Genomic DNA, 1,572 nt, shown 5'->3' with positions numbered 1-1,572 from the left:
CTTCAAACCTCCGGCACGTGCGTAGTATCTGCGTGTGACGACGTGGTTACAAAGAATCTTCACGGGCTGGACCACATCAACTTCGCAACCGACCGGCGGCGCTGTGCGGTGCTGCGGTCGGACTGGCGACCAGAGCCAAGCTGGCCGCAGCCGCGCCGCCMAACAGTTCGTCGAGCATAAATTGCCTGCGACGGTAGACGACGATGTAGCGTTGTCACGCAGCATGGTGTGTGCCTCTCGACTGACTTATCCGCGTGTCAGGCTGGCGCGGGTACGAACAGAACGAAGAGCAACACTGCGATCTCCGGACTAGAGTCTAGGCAATGACGCGATTTCGTCCCTGCTGCTTGGCCATGTAGAGATGACGGTCAGCCTCAAGGATCAGTTCATCGAAGTTCGTTTGTCCGGCGATACCCACGGCGATGCCAGCGCTCAACGTAGCCTCAATACGCTGCCCGTTAACAGTTAGGGCAGCCTCCTGAAAGCCTGTGCGCAAGCGCTGCGCAGCGGCTAGAGCCTCTGGCGCACTGCAGTCAGGCAAGACGCAGAGAAATTCTTCTCCCCCGATGCGAAACACCCAGTCCTTCTTCCGCACTGCTTTTTGGGCCACACGAGCGGCAATGACGATAACGTCGTCCCCCAGTGCGTGACCGTGCTTGTCGTTGATCTGTTTGAAATGGTCTATGTCAAAATAGATGATAGCGCGTTGCCGCGCTTCGTGACGATCACTCCGCTGCCAAGAGACTTTCCTTTGGTCAAGGAAGCGTCGGTTGTACAGAGTTGTTAGGGGGTCGCGTATCGAGGCCTCATAGAATTCCCGCGATACGCGCTCCTTGCTCATCGACACCATGAGCGCGCTCGCAAGGAGTACCTCGAGAACGATCTGGCCGTTAAAAAGCGCAACAGCCCAGGCCTGCGGCTGGGCCGCGCCCAGTGGTTGGGGAAGCCAAGTGACAAAGGGCAGCGTAATGCCCGCGAGTAAAGCGGAGACAGCAAAGATGACGCCTAAGGGAAGCTTAGAGGGTAAGGATTCATCTGCTTTCTGCAATAGCAGACGCGCCGGGAGACCGGAGTAAAAAGCAACCAACCCAATTCGTACGGCCGCATTGAGCTCTTCAAGCCCGTATGGATCAAACAGGAGAAAAGCAGCGATCAACCACGCGGTAGACGGGGCGATGAGCGATACCCATCGTGCCGGCAGGTCGAAGAACGCACGGACAGCTTGCCAGCCGAAAGCGAAAGCTAAGGAAATAAAGAACGCCCCGAAGTGTAGTCCAGCCTTTTCAGGAAGGCAGGCCGGGCTCACGAGGAACATGCATCCCAAAGCACCTGCGGCGAAAGGGGCGGCAAACCATGCGAACCGGCGTCCCGGCGGACGTATGGCCACCATTAGAAGAGCAATGGACCCGAGTAAGGCTGCACTGTATCCGAGGAGGGTGGGGATATGAATCATCTCGATGGTATTGAGTTCCATGCGCTGCGACTTTAGGGGCGTCGAGAGTAAGTGACCCCGCAGGACCGGGATAGGCCTCGAATCGCTAAGCGCCATATGATCCGGAATTTCTCAAGATG

General features: G+C 57.3%; 1 protein-coding gene. It reads right to left on the bottom strand.

The features are described from left to right. Window positions 1–316 precede the first annotated feature (316 nt). Complete coding sequence (locus ACXJKH_RS20280) at window positions 317–1,474, bottom strand: diguanylate cyclase (RefSeq protein ID WP_457322058.1); 1,158 nt, start codon at window positions 1,472–1,474, stop codon at window positions 317–319. Between the last annotated feature and the right edge of the window lie 98 nt (window positions 1,475–1,572).

This window comes from Stenotrophomonas sp. P5_B8 (assembly GCF_054049855.1).
Note: the sequence above shows the minus strand (reverse complement) of the source record. Positions and strands in the feature narration are given on the sequence as shown.

Excerpts from the sequence above, each read along its gene's own strand:
- ACXJKH_RS20280 (WP_457322058.1), bottom strand. The coding sequence starts at position 1,474 with ATGGAACTCAATACCATCGAGATGATTCATATCCCCACCCTCCTCGGA.